Here is a 17,995-nt window from a genome sequence, read left to right as displayed (position 1 = left end):
GTCAGTTCGCTCCCGAGAATTCCTTGCGGCGGTTCACGAACCAGCGTGCGAGAGCGTTCACCGCGAACGTCACGACGAACAGGATCAGACCGGTCGCGATGAGGATGTTGATGTTGACCTGGTACGCCTCGGGGAACGTCAGCGCGATGTTCGCTGCGATCGTGGAGGGGTTCGTGGAGGTGAGCAGTTCGAAGGTGACGGCCTTGCTCACCGAGAGCACCATCGCGACGGCCATGGTCTCGCCGAGCGCACGGCCGAGGCCGAGCATGGAGGCGGAGACGATGCCGGAACGGCCGAAGGGAAGAACGGCCATCCGCACCATCTCCCAGCGGGTGGCGCCGAGGGCGAGGGCGGCCTCCTCGTGAAGGCGAGGGGTCTGCAGGAAGATCTCGCGGCAGATGGCCGTGATGATCGGGACGACCATGACGGCGAGCACCATCGCGGCGGTCAGGATCGTCCGTCCGGTAGGGGAGACGACGCCGTCGAAGAACGGGATCCAGGAGGCGTTCGTGTTCAGCCAGACGTAGATGGGCTGCACAGCGGGAGCCAGGACGAGGATTCCCCAGAGGCCGAACACGACCGAGGGGACGGCGGCCAGCAGGTCGACCACGTAGCCCAGGCCCTGAGCGAGCCGCCGCGGTGCGTAGTGCGTGATGAACAGGGCGACGCCGAGCGAGAGCGGCACGGCGAGCAGGAGGGCCAGGAAGGCGGCCCAGACCGTGCCGAACAGGAGTGGGCCGACGTAGTCCCAGAAGTTCGTCTTGAGGAGCGAGGCATCCTCGGCTGTCGCGGTGAAGGCCGGAATGGACTGCACGATGAGGAAGATCGCGACCGCGGCCAGCGTGATCATGATCATGGATCCGGCGGCGACCGCCGTTCCGGAGAACCAGAGGTCACCGGCGCGCTTCTTCGCGACGATGCGCGTCGACGCCGGCGAGGTCGTGGCTGTCATGGGAGCTGCTTCCTGCTCAGTGGAGATCGGGTGTCTGACGCGAGCAGACGGTCTCCGGGACGCCGCGCGGCGTCCCGGAGACCGTCACTGGCTCACTTGATGAGGTCGATCGCAGCCTGAGCCTGCGTGCGCAGGTCGTCCGAGATCGGGGCGCTGCCGGCGTTGGTCGCGGCGGCGTCCTGGCCCTCGGCGCTGATCGCGGTGGTGAAGAACGCCTTGGTCAGCGCGGCGACGTTCTCGTCCTCGTACTCGGCGCAGCCGATGAGGTAGCTGACGAGGAGCACGGGGTACGCGCCGTCGGCGGTGGTGGTGCGGTCGATCGCGAAGGCGAGGTCGCCGTCGGTGCGGCCTTCCTCGATCTTCGAGGCGTCGAGCGTGGCGGCGGCGCCTTCGGCCGAGTGCGGCACGAACTTGTCGCCGACCTTGACGTTGACCGACGAGAAATCGGCGGCCTGCGAGGAGTCGATGTAGCCGATGAGGCCCTGTCCACCCTTGACGGCGTTGGCGACGCCCGAGGTCTTCTCTGCGGACTCTCCGGCGAGGTCGGCCGGCCACTCCTCGACGCTGCCCGCGGTCCACACGTCACCGGCGGTCTGCGCCAGGTAGTCGGTGAAGTTGCCCGTGGTGCCCGACTTGTCGGAGCGGTGGACGGGCGTGATGGCGAGATCGGGGAGCTTGGCGTCGGGGTTGTCCTTGGCGATCGCCGGGTCGTTCCAGTTGGTGATCTTGCCGGCGAAGATCGACGCGATGGTCTCGGGGTCGAGGTTCAGCTCGTCCACGCCGTCGAGCGAGAAGACGATGGCGATCGGCGAGATGTATGCGGGGATCTCGATGAGGTCGGAGCCGTCGACGCACGCGCCGAAGCCGCCGGCCGAGATCTCGTCGGTCTTGAACGCGCGGTCCGAGCCGGCGAAGTTGACCGCGCCCTGCTGGAAGGACTCGCGGCCACCGCCCGAGCCCTGCGGGTCGTACTCGACCTGGGCGTCGGGGTTGGTCTTCTGGAATTCGGCGGTCCATGCCTGGATGGCGACCTGCTGCGAGGAGGCGCCCGCGCCGACCAGGGAACCGCTGACGGTGGCGGTGCTGGAGGTGGGCTCGTCGGTGGAACCGGTGCCTGCTTCGTTCGCGGCACAGCCGGCGAGTGCGAGGGCGGCGACGGCGCCGATGGCGCCGATTCGTGCGATTCGGGAGATCTTCACTGTGGATCCTTCGATCTGGAATGGGTGGGGCCCGGTGCAGGGCACACAGTGACGCTATGGGCGACGGTTAACGAGACTCTCCCGAGCAGGTGAACGGCAGGTGAACGACGGGCGACTCTCTGGGGTGCTCCCGCGAGAAATCAGGGGTCATCAGACCTTGGGGATGTGCGTCTCGATCGCGATGATCCCGGATCCGGGGTTCGTGGCCGACAGGTGCACGACCGAGAACGCGGCCGGCTCGAGGTCTGCGGCACTGCTGAGATACGACCCCTGGATGGTGCCTGTGGCCAGGGCGATCTCGGAGAGCAGACCCGGAAGCACCGGCCCGTGGCTGCACAGCACCGCAGGCTTGCCGGCGCGGATGCGGCGACCGACGACCGCGCGCAGATCGGACTCGCCGTCCTCCCAAGCGTCCTGGCTGATCTTCTCCGTCTTCACGGGCTTGCGATCGAGTGCGCGAGCGAGAGGAGTGATCGTCTCCACGCACCGCACCGCGTCGCTCGTCACGATCCTGCGCACGCCGAAAGCGCGCAGCGGTCCGACGATCGACTTCGCCTGCTTCCGCCCGCGGTCGGTGAGTGGCCGTGAGGCATCCGACCCGTCCCACTCCGAGCGGGGCGTCGCCTTCGCGTGCCGCAGGGCGATCACCGGGAAGGTGCGCAGCACACCGTCGTCGACGAGGTTGGAGAAGAAGTCGAGGATCTCGAGGTCGACGGGGTAGCTCAGGCGCGCTCTCGCCTTCTTCACGCTCACCCACTCGAGCGCAGCGATCTCCCGGTTGGGAACGAACGTCGACTCCCGGATCGCGGCGTCGGTCGCCTCTGCGGCCCAGTAGTGCACGACCTTCTGCTTCTGCGACGCCAGGTGATATCGGCTCACACCGACCGAGACTCCGAGCGAGACCCGGATGCCGGTCTCCTCCTGCACCTCGCGCACGGCTGTCTCGGCGAGCATCTCCCCAGGATCGACCTTGCCCTTGGGAAGCGTGATGTCGCGGTACTTGGTGCGGTGGATCAGCAGGATGCGCAGCTTGCCCTCGACGAGGCGCCACACCACGGCTCCCGCCGCGTACACGGCCTTGTCCGTCCACTTCGAGTTCGTCGTGGTGCCGACCGGGAGCTGCAGCTGCCGCGTGTTCATCGGACCGCCCGCGCGCGACGACGCCGCTGGATCAACCCCATGGTCTTGTCCTGCAGGTCGATCAGGGGCTTGCCCTCCGCGTCGACGGCGTGGCGCTCCCAGACCCCTCCTGCACCGAGATGCCACGAGGTCGTGCCGGCATCCATCGCCAGGTCGAAGAACGTTCCGAGCTCTTTGAGGTGGGCGGGGTCGGTGACGCGCACCAGGGCCTCCACCCGGCGGTCGAGGTTGCGGTGCATCATGTCGGCACTGCCGATGTACACCTGAGGATCGCCGCCGTTCTCGAAGGCGAAGATGCGCGAGTGCTCCAGGTATCGACCGAGGATGCTGCGCACCGTGATGTTGTCGCTGATCCCGTCGAGGTCGGTGCGGAGACTGCAGATACCGCGCACCCAGACGTCGACCTTCACACCCGCCGCGCTCGCACGGTAGAGCGCGTCGATGATCTCCTCGTCCACCATCGAGTTCACCTTGATGCGGATGTGCGCGGGAATCCCCGCCTCGGCGTTCTTCCGCTCGGCATCGATCTGGCGGACCAGGCCCTTGCGCAGGTGCAGGGGGGCGACCAGGAGGCGCTTGAACTTCTTCTCGATCGCGTAGCCGCTGAGCTCGTTGAAGAGTCGTGTCAGGTCCTTGCCGACCTGCGCGTCGGCGGTGAACAACCCGAAGTCCTCGTAGATACGGCTGGTCTTCGGGTTGTAGTTTCCGGTGCCGACATGGGAGTAGTGCTGCAGCTTGCCGTCTTCCTCGCGGATGACGAGCGCGAGCTTGCAGTGGGTCTTGAGCCCGACGAGGCCGTAGACCACGTGCACGCCGGCCTTCTCGAGCTTGCGCGCCCAGACGATGTTGTTCGCCTCGTCGAAGCGGGCCTTCACCTCGACGAGGGCCAGCACCTGCTTGCCCGCCTCCGCCGCGTCGATGAGCGCCTGCACGATGGGGCTGTCGCCGGAGGTGCGGTAGAGGGTCTGCTTGATGGCGAGCACGTGCGGGTCACGGGCGGCCTGCTCGAGGAACGCCTGCACGCTCGTGGTGAACGACTCGTACGGGTGGTGCACCAGCACGTCCGACTTGCGGATCGCCTTGAAGATGTCCGCCCGGTTGCTCGATCCCGCGGGCTGGAAGGCCACGGCGGTGGTCGGCAGGTGCGGCGGATACCGCAGGTCGGGGCGATCGATGCGGGACAGGTCGAACAGACCGCGCAGGTCGAGCGGCCCGGGAAGCCGGTAGACCTCGAGGTCGGTGATGTCGAGTTCGCGGACCAGCAGGTCCATCGTGACATCATCCATGTCGTCGGTGATCTCGAGACGGATCGGCGGACCGAAACGTCGACGCAGCAGCTCGGCCTCGAGCGCCTGGATGAGGTTCTCGCTCTCGTCCTCCTCGATCTCCACGTCCTCGTTGCGCGTCAGACGGAACGCGTGGTGGTCGAGCACCTCCATGCCGGGGAACAGATCGCCCAGATGATTGGCGATGAGCTCCTCCAAGCGCAGGAAGCGCTTGATCTCGCCGCCTCCCGGAACCTCGACGAAGCGCGGGAGCATGGGCGGCACCTTGAGCCGAGCGAACTCCTGCCGTCCGGTGCGGGCGTTGCGGATGCGGATCGCGAGGTTCAGCGACAGCCCCGAGATGTAGGGGAACGGATGCGCCGGATCCACGGCGAGCGGCATCAGCACAGGGAAGACCTGGGCTCCGAAGTACTCCGACAGCGCCGAGCGCTCGCCGTCTGTGAGCTCGGACCACTCGGTGATCTCCACGCCGGATTCGGCCAGAGCCGGACGCACGAGCGAGGTCCAGGCATCCGCGTGCCGCAGCTGCAGGGCGTGCGCCTCGCGCGAGATGTCGGCGAGCGCGTCGACGGGGGAGCGGCCGATGTTCGTGGGCACCGCGAGACCGGTCATGATGCGGCGCTTGAGGCCCGCGACGCGCACCATGAAGAACTCGTCGAGGTTGCTCGCGAAGATCGCCAGGAAGTTGGCACGTTCGAGTTCGGGAAGCGAGGGATCCTCGGCGAGCTCGAGCACGCGCTGGTTGAAGGCGAGCCAGCTGAGCTCGCGATCCAGGTAGCGGTGGTCCGGGAGCTGGGAGTCGTAGGACTCGATGGCGTCGAAGTCGTCGTCTTCGGCGTCACCCAGCCCGGCGTCGGCGAGTGCGGGATCGATCATGGGGTACATCTAAGCACCGAGAGGTGACGCCCGTGTGAACGGAGTCGATCGTCAGCCCGCGCTGGCGAGGCCCTCATCCTCGTTGACGTTGAAGCGGTAGCCGACGTTGCGCACGGTGCCGATGATCTGCTCCTGGTCGCCGAGCTTCGCCCTGAGCCGTCGCACATGCACGTCGACCGTGCGGGTGCCCCCGAAATAGTCGTACCCCCAGACCTCGCTGAGCAACTGCTCGCGGGTGAACACGCGAGCGGGGTGCGTCGCCAGGAAGTGCAGAAGCTGGAACTCCTTGTAGGTGAGATCCAGAGGCCTTCCGCGCAGTTTGGCGGAGTAGGACTGCTCATCGATCGTGACGCCGGATGCCTGCACGCGCGCGGGCTCGGCGACCTCGTCGCGTCGGGCGAGGGCGAGACGGAGTCGGGCGTCGATCTCCGCGGGCCCCGCCGTGGAGAGCAGGACATCGTCGATGCCCCAGTCTCCCGACAGTGCGCTCATCCCGCCTTCCGTGACGACGAGGAGCAGCGGCGCATCCTGCCCGGCGGTTCGCAGCAGGCGGCACAGCGACTTCGCGGCGACCAGGTCGTGACGGCCATCGACGATCACGACGTCGTACTCGGGGGCGTTGACCAGCTGTGAGGGCTCTGCGGGTATCTGGCGCGCGCGGTGGCTCAGCAGCTCGAGCGCGGGGAGCACCTGCTCGGAGAGCGGAGCGTTGGTCAGAACCAGCACCTGGGCCACGCGCACTCCTCACAGACGCGGATCGACGTCGTGCCGCCATGATACCGGGAGCGATGCGCAACAATGGAGACATGACGGATCCCGCACTCGCACCGCGCAACGCGTTCGTCGGTGTGCTCGTCGTCTGGGCCACCGCGTTCCTCGCCACCGTCGCCATCGGCATCTTCGTGCCGGAGGAATGGCGCGTGTCCTGGCTGCTGGTCGGGTTCGGCGGCGTCGTGCTCCTGTCCTTCGCCGTGCAGCTCTGGTACGGGCGTACGCAGGGTTTCATCTTCCGGGTGGCGGGGAGCGTGATCGGCGGTCTGCTGCTGATGGGCATCATCTCGGTCGGATTCGGTCTCGCGGCGCTGATCCCGTCCTGACACCGGCGCGGCGCGGTAAGGTGGAGCACATGGACCTCATGGCGCTCGAAATCTTCTTCATCGGCCTGCTGGGCCTCGCGAGCCTCGCTATCGTCTTCGTCTCGGCAGTGGTGCTGCGCAACCTCTTCCGCGGCCAGCGCTGACGCGACGATGCTCGAACTGCCCGTCGACCTTCCGGCCGATCTCGTCCCGTTCGCGTGGCTGATCGGCGTCTGGGAGGGAACAGGTGTCATCGACTACCCGGTCGGTGACGAACGCCTGCAGGGCGAGTTCACGCACCGGATCAGCTTCAGCCATGACGGGGGTCCGTTCCTGAACTACTCCGGCACGGCCACGTTCCTCACGGAAGAGGGCGCCCCCGCCGCGGCGTTGCTGGCCGAGACAGGCTTCTGGCGTCTGGCGCGCCCGGCCACGGCCGCGGATCCCGGTCCCGCACTGCTGCCTCCGACCGCGCCCGCCGTCGCACGCACGGTCGACGACGTGGAGGAGCTGCGCGCGCCGAGCGGCGGATTCCCCATCGAGGTCTCGCTCGCGCACGCCGACGGCGCCCTCGAGCTGTACATCGGCGAGATCAACGGTCCGCGCATCGACATCGGATCGGACGCCGTCGTGCGCAGTGCCGGTGCGAAGGTGCACACGGCGTCTTCGCGCATGTACGGCCTCGTCGACGGTCACCTGCTGTGGGCCTGGGACATCGCCGCCCTCGGCACCCCGCTGCGCTCCCATGCCTCGGCTCGACTGGCCAAGGTCTGAGATGTCCGTCTTCGGCGGGATCGACGGTGCCGTCACCGACGGCGATCTGATCGCGCACTTCGGCGATGCGTTCCGTGAGCAGCGGCGTCTCGCCGACGGCGCTGCCCTCGCGCCCCTCGGCGACCGCACCGTGATCGAGGTCGCGGGTCCCGAACGGCTGAGCTGGCTCGATTCGATCACCTCGCAGGCCGTCGGACGGCTCGCCCCCGGAGAAAGCACCGAGCTTCTGGTTCTCGACCCGCAGGGCCGGGTGGAACACGCGGCCGGCGTCATCGACGACGGTGCATCCACATGGCTCATCGCGGATGCGGGAGACGCCGAGGCGCTCGCCGGCTGGCTGACGCGCATGAAGTTCCGCACCCAGGCCACCGTCGACATCCGCGCCGACCTCGTGCCGGTCGGGTTCATCGACGGCGGTGTCGTCGCTGCGGCGGCCACCGCCGCCGCAGCCTCGCCGCACGGCATCGCTCTCGTCTGGGCCGACCCGTGGCAGCGGATCAGCGTCGGCGGACACCAGTACTCCGAGGTCATCGAGCATCCGGCGGCCGACTATGCGTGGCGGGTGGCGATCCTGTCCGCGGACGGGGCTGAGGCCCTCGCCGCGTCCCTCGATCGGGAGGCGCTCGCCGGTCTCCTCGCTGCCGAGGCACTGCGCGTGGCTGCCTGGCGCCCGCGCTGGACGACAGAGGTCGACGAGCGTTCGCTGCCGCACGAGTCCGACTGGATCCGCAGCGCGGTGCACTTGAACAAGGGCTGCTACCGCGGACAGGAGACGGTCGCGAAGGTGCACAATCTCGGTCACCCGCCCCGCCGTCTGGCCGCCCTCCACCTCGATGGCAGCGATGCGGTGCTTCCCGAGCCGGGCGCGCCGGTGTACGCCGGCGACGACGAGGTCGGGCACCTGACCTCGGTCGCGCGTCACCACGAAGACGGTCCCATCGCTCTCGCGATCCTGTCGCGGCGCGCGCCGGTCGGGGATCTGGTGGTGCGCGCGGACGGCATCGACATCGCCGCCTCGCAGCAGGTGATCGTGCCGGCTGACGCGGGGGCCACCGCAGATATCCCGCGCCTCACCCGTCTGTCTCGCCGACCCACGGCACCGGACCCGCGCGATTCCGTCTCCGGCGCCGGAAGCTGAACTCAGGCGGGGAGCGGGGCGACCGCGGACCAGGGCAGCGTGAGCTCGCCCAGGCGCCACCGAGTGCGTCCGCCGAGCACAGGCCATCCCTGGTCCCGGAGTGCGCCCACGGCGGCGAGGAAGCGCTGCGTGGCGCCGAACGTCGAAAGCGGAGCCGCGCGGTCCCACTCCCGATCGAGATCGACGAGCAGGGAATGGATGCGCTCGCCCGGGACGTTGCGGTGGATCAGCGCCTTCGGCAGACGCTCGGCGACGATGCTCGGGCGCTCCAGATCGGCGAGACGCAGGGAGATCGTGAAGCGCAGCGGCGCAGCGTGCGCATCCACGTCGATCCAGCTCGACACCCGGCCGATCTCGTCACAGGTCCCCTCGAACAGCAGGCCGTCAGGGGCCAGGCGGGAAGCCATCAGGGACCAGGCATCCGCGACGTCCTGCTCGTCATACTGCCGCAGCACGTTCATGGCGCGGATCACCGCGGCCGTGCGTCCCTCGGGGAGCGGAACCTCGAAGCCGCCGCGCGCGAAGGAGACAGACAGATCGGGAGCGAACGGCGTTCGCCCCGCACGCACCTCGGCGAGCTGGGAGTCGGCGGTCGCGACGCGCGCGGGGTCGATCTCCAGGCCGCGCACCTCGACGTCGTCGCGCACCCGGACCAGGCGGGTCGCGAGCTCGAAGGCGGTGACGCCGCTGGCGCCGTAGCCGAGGTCGACGACCAGCGGATCGGATGCCCGCCGCAACGCGGCGCTCGCCGCGATCCAGCGATCGTTGCGTCGCAGTCGGTTGGTCCCCGTGGTGCCGCGGGTCGGCCGACCGAGGGGAGATGACGCCATGTCTCCATCCTCCCAGCATCCGAATCGGGTGCCGTGCCCCGGGCGGATAAACTGACGGCATGACTGCGACGCGCACCCTCATCCTGCTCCGCCACGGCCGGAGCGAGTGGAACGAACTGAACCTGTTCACCGGTTGGGTGGACGTCCGCCTCAACGCGCAGGGCGAGAAGGAGGCCCGCCGCGGTGGTGAGCTGCTGGCCGAGTCCGGCATCCTCCCCGACGTGCTGCACACCTCGCTGCTGAGCCGCGCCATCCAGACCGCGAACATCGCGCTCGATGCCGCCGACCGGCTGTGGATCCCGGTGACCCGCTCCTGGCGCCTCAACGAGCGCCACTACGGCGCGCTCCAGGGCAAGGACAAGGCGCAGACGCTCGAGGAGTTCGGTCCCGAGCAGTTCCAGCTGTGGCGCCGCTCGTTCGACGTGCCGCCGCCCGTGCTCGACGACGAGAGCGAGTTCAGCCAGGTGAACGACGTCCGCTACGCGGGGATCGATGGGGAAGTGCCGCGCACCGAGTCGCTCAAGCTCGTCATCGACCGTCTGCTGCCGTACTGGGAGAGCGCGATCGTCCCCGACCTCGAAGCCGGCAAGACCGTGCTCGTCACAGCGCACGGCAACTCGCTGCGTGGTCTCGTGAAGCACCTCGAGGGCATCAGCGACGACGACATCGCCGAGCTGAACATCCCGACCGGCATCCCGCTGGTGTACGAGCTGGACGAGAACAACGTCCCCACCGGACCCGGCCGCTACCTCGATCCCGAGGCCGCCGCCGCCGGTGCCGCCGCCGTCGCGGCGCAGGGCAAGAAGTAAGAGCTTCTGCTCGAAACGCCGAAGCCCCCGATGCACACGCATCGGGGGCTTCGGCGTTTCTCGATGTGCGGGTCAGGCGTGGCCGAACTCCTGCTGGCCCAGCTCCTGCTGCTCGACGGCGAGGGGGATGTCCTCCTCCTCGACGGCCCAATCGCCCGTGGCGAGGTAGACGACCTTCTTCGCGACGGCCACCGCGTGGTCCGCGAAGCGCTCGTGGTAGCGGCTGGCGAGCGTGGCATCGACGGTCGCCGTGGCCTCGCCCTTCCAGTTGTCGCTGAGCACCTTCTCGAAGACGGTGGCGTGCAGCTCGTCGACGTCGTCGTCCGCGTTGCGGATGGCGTCGGCGAAGCGCAGGTCCTGGGTGCGCAGCAGCTCGGAGAGCGTGCGGGCGACCTCGACGTCGAGCTCGCCCATCTTCACGAAGGTGCCCTTGAGGCCCTTCGGGATGGCGCGCTCGGGGAAGCGGAGACGGGCGAGCTGGGCGATGTGCTCCGACATGTCGCCCATGCGCTCGAGCGAGGCGCTCACGCGCAGAGCCGTGACCACGATGCGCAGGTCGCGGGCGACCGGCTGCTGGCGGGCGAGGATCTCGATGGCCTGCTCGTCGAGGGCGACGGCCAGCTCGTCGATCTTCGCGTCGTCGGCGATGACCTCCTCGGCCAGGGCCACGTCGCTCGTCGCGAACGCCCTGGTGGCCTTGTCGATCGAGACCGTGACGAGGTCGGCGATCTCGACGAGACGATTCTGAAGGTCCTCGAGGGACTGGTGGAAGACTTCGCGCATGTTGGGGCGCAACCTTTCATTCGGATCTCGGCTGTGTCAGCGCGAGACGGCGGGTCGTCCGCACGAGAGCAGGTCTGTGCTCCCGCACAAGCCCGAAGCGATTGTCTGCTTCGAAGGTTAACGAACGGTGCCCAGCACGTGAATAGTACTTCTCCTGTTCCCGCCAGGGCGCGGAAACCCGCCGGACGGACGGTGAACGCACTCTACGCTTGTGTCATGACCTTGCCGCAGCTCGCGCTGTCTTCGCTCGCCATCGGGCTGGTGATCGGCGTCGGCCTCTCCCTCCTCGTGGTGTGGGCATACCGTGCACGGGCGCGGGTGCAGGAGGAGACGTCGCTGGCGATCCCGGCCGGCATCACCGACGTCCTGCACAGCATGGACGATGCCGCGGCGATCGTCGACACCTCCGGCCTCGTGCTGGCTTCCTCGCAGGCCGCGACGCGTTTCGGCATCGAGGTCGGCTCGACGCTCGACCACCCGGAGCTCCGCCAACTGGTGCGCGGCGTCCGGGAAGCGGGCGGCTCCGTCACCGAGTCGATGCGCATCACACGTGGGGGACTGAGTCTCGACCCCCGTCTGGTCTCGGCCCGTGCCAGCGTGATCGGCACCCGCCTGGTGCTGCTGATCATCCGCGACGTCACCGAGCAGGAACGACTCGACCAGATGCGCCGCGACTTCGTGGCGAACACCAGCCACGAGCTGAAGACCCCCGTGGGCGCCGTGAGCCTTCTCGCCGAGGCCATCGAGTCCGCCGCCGACGACCCGGCCCAGGTGCGCATCTTCGCCGCACGCATCTCCGCCGAGGCCGGAAGACTCGGGCAGCTCACCGGGCGCATCATGAGCCTGTCCCGGCTGCAGGCCGAGGACGGCCTGACGAAGGTCGGTCCCGTCGCGATCGACGAGGTGATCGCCTCCTCGATCGAGGCCCATGTCGTGCAGGCGGATTCCGCCGGCGTCGAGCTCGCCAGGGGAGGCGACCGCGGGGTGTTCGTGCGCGGCGACGCGCAGATCCTGATCGAGGCGGTCGGCAACCTGATCGCCAACGCGATCGTGTACTCGCCCCGCGGCTCTCGCGTCGGAGTCGGCGTGCGGGCGGAGGCGGGCGTGGTCGAGATCGCCGTGTCCGACCAGGGCATCGGTATCGCCGAAGCAGATCGCGAGCGCATCTTCGAACGGTTCTACCGTGCGGACGAAGCCCGCTCCCGGCGCACCGGGGGTACCGGTCTCGGGCTCTCCATCGTCAAGCACGCGACGCAGCGGCACGGCGGAGAGGTGCGGCTGTGGTCCCGTCCGGGCCGGGGCTCCACGTTCACGATCCGTCTTCCCCGGATCGACGCCCCCGACAACCTCGACGCGGGCAAGAAGAGCAAGAAGAAGCGTGCGCGCAAGGCGGCCAAAGCCGCGTCGTCCGCGCGCGTTCGAAACGGAGAGAGAGCATGACCCGAATCCTTCTCGTCGAAGACGAGCCCGACCTCGCCGACCCGCTCGCGTACCTGCTCCGGCGTGAGGGTTACGAGGTGGAGATCGCCGAGGACGGCCCCGGCGCTCTCGCGGCCTTCCGGGAGCGCGGTGCCGACATCGTGCTGCTCGACCTCATGCTTCCGGGGATGCCGGGCACCGAGGTGTGCCGACAGATCCGGTCCACCTCGGCCGTGCCCATCATCATGCTCACGGCGAAGGACTCCGAGGTGGACATCGTCGTGGGTCTCGAGCTCGGCGCCGACGACTACATCACGAAGCCCTACTCGTCCCGCGAGCTGCTCGCACGCATGCGTGCCGTGCTGCGTCGGGTCGTGCAGGCCGAGGGTGAGCTCGACGAGCGTGTGCTCGACGGCGGGCGGGTCTCGCTCGACATCGACCGGCACACCGTCTCCGTCGCCGGCGCGCAGATCAACATGCCGTTGAAGGAGTTCGAGCTGCTCGAGGTCCTGATGCGCAACTCCGGACGCGTCCTGACCCGCGGACAGCTCATCGACCGGGTCTGGGGGAGTGACTACTTCGGCGACACCAAGACCCTCGACGTGCACATCAAGCGCATCCGCTCGCGCATCGAGGAGAACCCGAGCGAGCCGGTCATGCTCGTCACCGTGCGAGGTCTGGGGTATCGCTTCGAAGGCTGATCCTCAGGCGGAACGGAGAAGAGGCCGGCACCCTGCGGGGGTGCCGGCCTCTTCTCGATTCGGTGACGCGTCAGTTCGCGGGCGCCGGAGCTGCCGTGTCGGTCGGCAGGGGTGTCGGGCGAGGGGTCGACTCCTTCTCGGAGGGGACCAGGTCTGCGTAGTACGGGAGAGTGCCGTCGAGTACGGGCACCTCGGTCTTGACGCCGGTGGAGTCTCCGGACTGGAAGTGCATCTCCACCGTGGCGCCGGGCTTGGTGTCGAGGCCGACGATGCGCAGCGGCTCCTCATCGGCGCCCAGGCTCACCGTGCCCCCTGCGGGGACGGTGACGACGAGCGGATCCAGGCCCTCGACGGTGATCGTCAGGGTCGCCTTCTCCTCGGAGGGGTTCACGATGGCGGCGACGAAGTTTCCGGTCGACCCGTCTTCGGTGGCAACCACGAGGGCGTTGCGCACGTCGATCGGGCCGTCGGCGTCGGACACGTTCACTCCGTCGGACGCGGCGTACTCGGTCTTGGTGGACTGCGGGGTGATGAACGTGCACCCGGTCGCACCGAGCAGAACGAGGGCGCTGAGGGCTGCAGACGCAACAAGGCGCGATTTCACGGGTCCTCCTGAGGTCCGGCGGGGATATCCGCATCCATTCTATGCGTAAGTCGTGAGGGCTCCTGCGGCACCGGAGGCGCGAACCTTAGCGCATGACCCCTGTGGTATCCTTGAGGTTGCCGAAAGGACACGTTTTTATGCTTTTTGAGGTTGGCGAGACCGTCGTCTATCCCCACCATGGCGCTGCGACCATCATCGAGGTCAAAGAGCGCATCATCAAGGGTGAGGCGAAGAAATACCTGAAGCTCAACGTCACCCAGGGCGATCTCATCATTGAGGTCCCCGCGGAGAATGTCGACCTGGTCGGCGTTCGTGACGTCATCGGCAAGGAAGGCCTCGATCATGTTTTCGAGGTGCTGCGAGCACCCTTCACAGAAGAGCCCACGAACTGGTCGCGTCGGTACAAGGCGAACCTCGAGAAGCTCGCCTCCGGCGATGTGATCAAGGTGAGCGAAGTCGTTCGCGACCTGTGGCGTCGTGACCAGGACCGCGGACTCTCCGCGGGTGAGAAGCGGATGCTGGCGAAGGCTCGTCAGATCCTCATCTCCGAGCTGGCGCTCGCCGAGAAGACCGACGAGGACAAGGCGGGCGCACTGCTCGACGAGGTCCTCGCGTCCTGAGCTGTTCCACGACGAAAGGCGGGTGCTTCGGCATCCGCCTTTCGTCGTCTTCGCCGGTAACGTGATGCTGTGACCATCCTCCCCGTCCCGCGTACCGCGATCATCGTCGTCGCCGCCGGCTCAGGCACGCGTCTGGGCGCACGCGCCCCGAAGGCCTTCGTCGGTATCGATGCCCGTCCCATCCTTCGCCATGCGCTCGACGGCGTCTTCGCCGCGGCCCCGGCTCAGGTCATCGTGGTCGCCCCGGAAGGGTGGGAGGGCGACGCCGAGACAGAGCTTCGAGAGGCCGCCGGCGAACGGGCCGACCTCGGACGTGTGGTCGTGGGCGGTGCGACCAGACAGCAGTCGGTCGCGGCGGGTCTCGCCGCGCTCTGGGGCGACGTCGAGACGGTGCTGGTGCACGATGCGGCGCGCGCTCTCACCCCTCCGACGCAGATCGATGCGGTCGCCGCGTCGGTGACGGCAGATGTCGGCGTGATCCCGGCGCTGCCCGTGGTCGACACCCTCAAGAAGGTCGTGGACGGTGTCGTCGTCGCCGCGGTCGACCGTTCCGAACTCGCCGCGGCGCAGACGCCGCAGGGGTTCCCGAGGACGCTGCTCGAGTCCGCGTACGCCGCGGCACGCGACGGTGGCACCGAGTACACCGACGATGCGGCGCTGTTCGCTGCGGCGGGTCATCCCGTGCGCTACATCGGGGGCTCCGAGCGGGCTTTCAAGATCACCACGCCGGCCGACCTCGAGCGTGCCCGGCATCTGCTCGGTACGAGAGCCGCAGCATCCGGCATCCCCCGCGTGGGCATCGGGACGGATGTCCACGCTTTCGGCGGCGAAGGGAACCTGTGGCTCGCCGGGCTCGAATGGGAGGGGGAGCAGCCGCTGTCCGGTCATTCGGACGGAGACGCCGTCGCTCACGCGATGGTCGACGCGCTCCTCGGGGCCGCGGGTCTCGGCGACATCGGGGAGCACTTCGGCACCTCGCACCCCGAGTACGCCGGCGCGCACGCCGACGTCTTCCTCGCCCGCACCCGCGAGCTCCTCGCTGGAGCCGGATTCGACATCGGCAACGTCTCGGTGCAGTTCCAGGGCAATCGGCCGCGTTTCAGCCCTCGACGGGCAGAGGCCGAGGGCGTTCTGTCCGCTGTCCTCGGCGCCCCGGTGACGGTGACCGCGACGACGACGGACGGGCTCGGATTCCCCGGGCGGGGCGAGGGCATCGCGGTGACGGCCATCGCGTCGGTGATCCCCACCGGTCCCAGAGAAGGCTGACGATCAGGGGGAGGAGGCCTCCCGGTCGGTCGCCGAACGTCATATCGGACGGCGAATAACGCTGCGGGGGCTGGCGCTCAGCGGTCGCCGAGTAGGCTTGAGCGGTGACAGTCCGCCTCTACGACACCCGCGCGCAGCAGCTGCGCGACTTCGTGCCTCTCGATCCCGAGAACATCACGATGTACGTGTGTGGACCCACGGTGCAGTCGGGGCCCCACATCGGGCACGTCCGGGCCGCTCTGAGCTTCGATCTGCTGCGCCGCTGGCTGGAGTACCGCCACGGTCGGGTCACGTTCGTGCGCAACGTCACCGACATCGACGACAAGGTGCTCGCCAACGCGACGGACTCCGAGCCGTGGTGGGCATTGGCGTACCGGATGGAGCAGGAGTTCACCGCGGCGTATGCGGGTGTCGGTATCCTGCCGCCGACCTACGAGCCTCGGGCCACGGCGTCCGTGCCGCAGATGCAGGAACTCATCGCGGTGCTGATCGAACGCGGCCACGCCTACCCGGCGCCCGACAGCTCCGGCGACGTGTACTTCGACGTGCGCTCCTGGGCGGAGTACGGGTCGCTCACCCATCAGTCCCTCGACGCCATGGAGGCCGCAGAGGATGCGGACCCTCGGGGCAAGCGCAACCCCCAGGACTTCGCGCTCTGGAAGGGCAGCAAGCCCGAAGAGCCGGCCGATGCGACCTGGGCGTCGCCGTGGGGATCCGGGCGGCCCGGATGGCACATCGAATGCTCCGCGATGTCGAAGCGCTATCTCGGCGCCGAGTTCGACATCCATGGGGGAGGGCTCGACCTGCGCTTCCCGCACCACGAGAACGAGCTCGCGCAGTCGACGGCAGCAGGTGACGGCTTCGCGCGCTACTGGGTGCACAACGGGCTCGTGACCGTCGACGGCCAGAAGATGTCGAAGTCGTTGGGGAACTTCACGTTGGCGGCCGATGTGCTGGCCGCGCACGATCCACTGGTGGTGCGGTACGCGCTGGCCGCCGCCCACTACCGGTCGAGCCTCGACCTCGGCGACTCGTCGTGGGCCGAGGCCGAGGCGGCTCTCAACCGGATCGGCACGTTCCAGCAACGTGCCGCACGTGTTGCCGGAGGGGGCATCGGGTTCCTCCTGTCGCAGAGCCTCCCCGCCGCGTTCGCAGCGGCGATGGATGATGACCTCGGTGTGCCCCAGGCACTCGCGGTGCTGCACGAGACGGTGCGAGCGGGAAACGCGGCGCTGGACGCGGGGGAGGACGCCGCCGCGCTCGATGCGCTGCGCGCCGTGCTGGCGATGACTTCCGTCCTCGGCCTCACGCCCACTTCCGATGCGAAGACCGGCGCTTCGGAATCCGCTCTGGACGCCCTCGTCCAGACGATGATCACCCAGCGCGCCCAAGCACGCGCTGACAAGGACTGGGCGGCGGCGGATCGCATCCGAGATGCGATCGCCGCCGCAGGAATCACGCTGGAGGACACTCCGGCCGGAACTCATTGGAGTATCGATGGCTAAGCCAGGGCGCCCCGGCGCGAGCAAGGGAAACAAGAAGGGCCCGACCAAGGGCACCGGCGGACTCGGGCGCAAGGCGCTCGAGGGGCGGGGACCGACGCCGAAAGCGGAGGACCGCGCCTGGCATCCCGCGGGCAAGCGCAAGGCCGCAGCCGAGCGCTACGCGGCAGCCACGGGCGGCAAGGGACGTCCCGGCGGCAGTCGGCCGGGCTCCGGTGGCGGGGGGAACCGTGCGCCCAAGGCCAAGGCGGGGGACGACACCGAGAACGTCACGGGTCGCAACTCGGTCCTCGAGGCACTGCGCGCGAAGATCCCGGCGACGGCGTTCTACATCGCGCAGCGCGTCGAGATGGACGACCGCGTGAAGGAGATGCTCTCGATCGCCACGCATCGGGGCATCCCCGTGATGGAGGTCACGCGTCCGGAGCTCGACCGTATGGCCGGGTTCGACGGCGTGCACCAGGGCGTCGCTATCAAGGTGCCGCCGTACGAGTACGCGCACCCACAGGATCTGCTCGAGCAGGTCATCGACCGCGGAGAGGTCCCCCTGTTCGTCGCCCTCGACGGCATCACCGACCCCCGCAACCTGGGCGCCATCATCCGTTCCACCGCGGCGTTCGGCGGGCAGGGCGTCATCCTTCCCCAGCGTCGCTCGGCCGGCGTCAACTCGGCGGCTTGGAAGACCAGCGCCGGAGCCGTCGCCCGCACCCCCGTGGCGCTGGCGACCAACCTCACCACGCAGCTCAAGGAGTTCAAGAAGCAGGGCGTGTTCGTGCTCGGTCTCGACGGTGACGGCGACGTGTCGCTCCCCGAGCTGCAGCTCGCCGATCGTCCCGTCGTGATCGTGGTCGGCTCGGAGGGCAAGGGACTGTCGCGCCTGGTGTCCGAGACCTGCGACCAGATCGTCTCGATTCCGATCTCCGCGGCCACCGAGTCGCTGAACGCCGGTATCGCGACATCCGTCGCCCTGTACCAGGTCGCGTCGCTCCGCGCCGCGAAGAAGAACTAGACGTCCGAGGG

At 68.6% G+C, this 17,995-nt stretch carries 18 protein-coding genes; 10 read left to right on the top strand and 8 right to left on the bottom strand.

The annotated features are described in order from the left end of the window. Position 1 precedes the first annotated feature (1 nt). From pstC to MST3598_RS13340, 5 genes are all read right to left on the bottom strand, one after another. On the bottom strand, positions 2-952 hold the full coding sequence (pstC, locus tag MST3598_RS13360; protein ID WP_021199103.1) for a phosphate ABC transporter permease subunit PstC: 951 nt from the start codon (positions 950-952) through the stop codon (positions 2-4). A 92-nt stretch (positions 953-1,044) separates the two neighbouring features. Beyond that, complete coding sequence (gene pstS / locus MST3598_RS13355; RefSeq protein WP_029258692.1) at positions 1,045-2,151, bottom strand: phosphate ABC transporter substrate-binding protein PstS; 1,107 nt, start codon at positions 2,149-2,151, stop codon at positions 1,045-1,047. 150 nt (positions 2,152-2,301) lie between these two features. Further along, positions 2,302-3,291, bottom strand: a complete 990-nt coding sequence (locus MST3598_RS13350; protein ID WP_051668074.1) for an NUDIX hydrolase — start codon at positions 3,289-3,291, stop codon at positions 2,302-2,304. After that, positions 3,288-5,453 (bottom strand): RNA degradosome polyphosphate kinase, encoded by a 2,166-nt coding sequence (locus tag MST3598_RS13345; protein ID WP_029258690.1) that lies wholly within the window; start codon positions 5,451-5,453, stop codon positions 3,288-3,290. Before MST3598_RS13345 ends, MST3598_RS13350 begins: the two co-directional genes overlap by 4 nt. A 51-nt stretch (positions 5,454-5,504) precedes the next feature. Then, the gene (locus MST3598_RS13340) at positions 5,505-6,188 is read right to left on the bottom strand and encodes a winged helix-turn-helix transcriptional regulator (protein WP_021199099.1); all 684 of its coding nucleotides are present in this window, start codon (positions 6,186-6,188) and stop codon (positions 5,505-5,507) included. 71 nt (positions 6,189-6,259) lie between these two features. On the opposite strand from MST3598_RS13340, the gene MST3598_RS13335 reads away from it, so the two are divergent. The 3 genes from MST3598_RS13335 (at position 6,260) to ygfZ (ending at position 8,441) form a co-directional block, all read left to right on the top strand. Next, the gene (locus MST3598_RS13335) at positions 6,260-6,550 is read left to right on the top strand and encodes a hypothetical protein (RefSeq protein ID WP_021199098.1); all 291 of its coding nucleotides are present in this window, start codon (positions 6,260-6,262) and stop codon (positions 6,548-6,550) included. A 150-nt stretch (positions 6,551-6,700) separates the two neighbouring features. Continuing rightward, entirely contained in the window at positions 6,701-7,303 is a 603-nt protein-coding gene (locus MST3598_RS13330; RefSeq protein WP_029258689.1) for an FABP family protein, read from the top strand. Position 7,304: 1 nt separating this feature from the next. Further along, on the top strand, positions 7,305-8,441 hold the full coding sequence (ygfZ, locus tag MST3598_RS13325; protein WP_029258688.1) for a CAF17-like 4Fe-4S cluster assembly/insertion protein YgfZ: 1,137 nt from the start codon (positions 7,305-7,307) through the stop codon (positions 8,439-8,441). A gap of 2 nt (positions 8,442-8,443) precedes the next feature. Here the strand turns inward: ygfZ and MST3598_RS13320 are convergent, their stop codons facing one another. Continuing rightward, positions 8,444-9,271, bottom strand: coding sequence for a class I SAM-dependent methyltransferase (locus tag MST3598_RS13320; protein ID WP_029258687.1), 828 nt, complete (start codon positions 9,269-9,271; stop codon positions 8,444-8,446). Between the two features lie 59 nt (positions 9,272-9,330). On the opposite strand from MST3598_RS13320, the gene MST3598_RS13315 reads away from it, so the two are divergent. Then, positions 9,331-10,080: a phosphoglyceromutase gene (locus tag MST3598_RS13315; protein ID WP_021199094.1), complete on the top strand. Its 750-nt coding sequence runs from the start codon at positions 9,331-9,333 to the stop codon at positions 10,078-10,080. Between the two features lie 72 nt (positions 10,081-10,152). Here MST3598_RS13315 and phoU read toward each other — a convergent pair whose 3' ends face one another. Further along, positions 10,153-10,863 carry a phosphate signaling complex protein PhoU gene (gene phoU / locus MST3598_RS13310; RefSeq protein ID WP_021199093.1) on the bottom strand — a complete coding sequence of 237 codons (711 nt, stop codon included), beginning with the start codon at positions 10,861-10,863 and terminating at the stop codon, positions 10,153-10,155. A 216-nt stretch (positions 10,864-11,079) separates the two neighbouring features. On the opposite strand from phoU, the gene MST3598_RS13305 reads away from it, so the two are divergent. Together MST3598_RS13305 and MST3598_RS13300 are read left to right on the top strand one after the other, a co-directional pair. Next, positions 11,080-12,303, top strand: coding sequence for a sensor histidine kinase (locus MST3598_RS13305; RefSeq protein WP_029258686.1), 1,224 nt, complete (start codon positions 11,080-11,082; stop codon positions 12,301-12,303). After that, the gene (locus MST3598_RS13300; RefSeq protein ID WP_021199091.1) at positions 12,300-12,983 is read left to right on the top strand and encodes a response regulator transcription factor; all 684 of its coding nucleotides are present in this window, start codon (positions 12,300-12,302) and stop codon (positions 12,981-12,983) included. Before MST3598_RS13305 ends, MST3598_RS13300 begins: the two co-directional genes overlap by 4 nt. 70 nt (positions 12,984-13,053) lie before the next feature. On the opposite strand, the gene MST3598_RS13295 is transcribed toward MST3598_RS13300, so the two are convergent. Next, a complete protein-coding gene (locus MST3598_RS13295; RefSeq protein ID WP_021199090.1) occupies positions 13,054-13,587 on the bottom strand; it encodes a hypothetical protein in 534 nt (177 codons plus the stop codon). 137 nt (positions 13,588-13,724) lie between these two features. Here MST3598_RS13295 and MST3598_RS13290 point away from each other — a divergent pair, with 137 nt between their 5' ends. From MST3598_RS13290 to rlmB, 4 genes are all read left to right on the top strand, one after another. Beyond that, the gene (locus MST3598_RS13290) at positions 13,725-14,207 is read left to right on the top strand and encodes a CarD family transcriptional regulator (RefSeq protein WP_017201416.1); all 483 of its coding nucleotides are present in this window, start codon (positions 13,725-13,727) and stop codon (positions 14,205-14,207) included. A gap of 69 nt (positions 14,208-14,276) precedes the next feature. Further along, positions 14,277-15,473 carry a bifunctional 2-C-methyl-D-erythritol 4-phosphate cytidylyltransferase/2-C-methyl-D-erythritol 2,4-cyclodiphosphate synthase gene (locus MST3598_RS13285; protein WP_021199089.1) on the top strand — a complete coding sequence of 399 codons (1,197 nt, stop codon included), beginning with the start codon at positions 14,277-14,279 and terminating at the stop codon, positions 15,471-15,473. 104 nt (positions 15,474-15,577) lie between these two features. Beyond that, positions 15,578-16,978 carry a cysteine--tRNA ligase gene (gene cysS / locus MST3598_RS13280; RefSeq protein ID WP_029258685.1) on the top strand — a complete coding sequence of 467 codons (1,401 nt, stop codon included), beginning with the start codon at positions 15,578-15,580 and terminating at the stop codon, positions 16,976-16,978. Continuing rightward, positions 16,971-17,984: a 23S rRNA (guanosine(2251)-2'-O)-methyltransferase RlmB gene (gene rlmB, locus MST3598_RS13275; protein WP_021199087.1), complete on the top strand. Its 1,014-nt coding sequence runs from the start codon at positions 16,971-16,973 to the stop codon at positions 17,982-17,984. The genes cysS and rlmB overlap by 8 nt, the downstream gene beginning before the upstream one ends. Positions 17,985-17,995 lie beyond the last annotated feature (11 nt).

Origin of the sequence: Microbacterium sp. TPU 3598, assembly GCF_002356155.1 — a bacterium.
Lineage (GTDB): Bacteria > Actinomycetota > Actinomycetes > Actinomycetales > Microbacteriaceae > Microbacterium > Microbacterium maritypicum_A.
This window is presented reverse-complemented; position numbering and strand designations above follow the sequence as displayed.

Bases quoted from the DNA above. Each gene is read 5' to 3' on its own strand.
- pstC (WP_021199103.1), bottom strand. From the start codon at position 952: ATGACAGCCACGACCTCGCCGGCGTCGACGCGCATCGTCGCGAAGAAG.
- MST3598_RS13350 (WP_051668074.1), bottom strand. From the start codon at position 3,291: ATGAACACGCGGCAGCTGCAGCTCCCGGTCGGCACCACGACGAACTCG.
- MST3598_RS13345 (WP_029258690.1), bottom strand. From the start codon at position 5,453: ATGATCGATCCCGCACTCGCCGACGCCGGGCTGGGTGACGCCGAAGAC.
- MST3598_RS13335 (WP_021199098.1), top strand. From the start codon at position 6,260: ATGACGGATCCCGCACTCGCACCGCGCAACGCGTTCGTCGGTGTGCTC.
- MST3598_RS13330 (WP_029258689.1), top strand. From the start codon at position 6,701: ATGCTCGAACTGCCCGTCGACCTTCCGGCCGATCTCGTCCCGTTCGCG.
- ygfZ (WP_029258688.1), top strand. From the start codon at position 7,305: ATGTCCGTCTTCGGCGGGATCGACGGTGCCGTCACCGACGGCGATCTG.
- MST3598_RS13320 (WP_029258687.1), bottom strand. From the start codon at position 9,271: ATGGCGTCATCTCCCCTCGGTCGGCCGACCCGCGGCACCACGGGGACC.
- MST3598_RS13315 (WP_021199094.1), top strand. From the start codon at position 9,331: ATGACTGCGACGCGCACCCTCATCCTGCTCCGCCACGGCCGGAGCGAG.
- phoU (WP_021199093.1), bottom strand. From the start codon at position 10,863: ATGCGCGAAGTCTTCCACCAGTCCCTCGAGGACCTTCAGAATCGTCTC.
- MST3598_RS13305 (WP_029258686.1), top strand. From the start codon at position 11,080: ATGACCTTGCCGCAGCTCGCGCTGTCTTCGCTCGCCATCGGGCTGGTG.
- MST3598_RS13300 (WP_021199091.1), top strand. From the start codon at position 12,300: ATGACCCGAATCCTTCTCGTCGAAGACGAGCCCGACCTCGCCGACCCG.
- MST3598_RS13290 (WP_017201416.1), top strand. From the start codon at position 13,725: ATGCTTTTTGAGGTTGGCGAGACCGTCGTCTATCCCCACCATGGCGCT.
- rlmB (WP_021199087.1), top strand. From the start codon at position 16,971: ATGGCTAAGCCAGGGCGCCCCGGCGCGAGCAAGGGAAACAAGAAGGGC.